We start from the raw sequence: 401 nt of genomic DNA on the forward strand, positions 1-401 counted from the left end.
GGGCCCACGAGCGGGCGTCTTGGGGTATGCTGGTCGACGGCGATGGCACGGTTGGATCGTTCGATGAAGGGGTCGCGGCGCGGCCGTTCGTGGTTGGGTGCATGGTCGGGCGCGTGGCTGGGTTGGCTGGCGCTGACGGTGCTGGTGGTGCTGGGCAGCGCCCGACCGGGTGAGGCGAGGCTGCGACCGTACTACGTGCTGCACACGGCGACGGAGGCGGCGGCGGTCAAGCCTCGCATCCTGTTCGTGCTCGACACGTCGGGGTCGATGGGCAACCAGTCCAAGCAGGGGCTGACCGAGTGCGCGTGGGAGGAGTGCGAGAACCCGGCGCTGTACGGGTCGCTGCAGGAGAGCCGCATCGGTGCGGCCCGGCGGGTGATCCACGAGGTCGTCGAGTCCAC

Annotated in this window: 1 protein-coding gene; it reads left to right on the forward strand. The window is 70.3% G+C overall.

Annotated features, from left to right (window positions below):
- Positions 1-63: 63 nt before the first annotated feature.
- The coding region (locus OEB96_RS00230) for a hypothetical protein (protein WP_266213362.1) at positions 64-401 on the forward strand (338 nt) is incomplete at its 3' end.

Origin of the sequence: Paraliomyxa miuraensis (assembly GCF_026337845.1) — a bacterium.
GTDB classification, from domain to species: Bacteria; Myxococcota_A; Polyangia; order Nannocystales; family Nannocystaceae; genus Paraliomyxa; species Paraliomyxa miuraensis.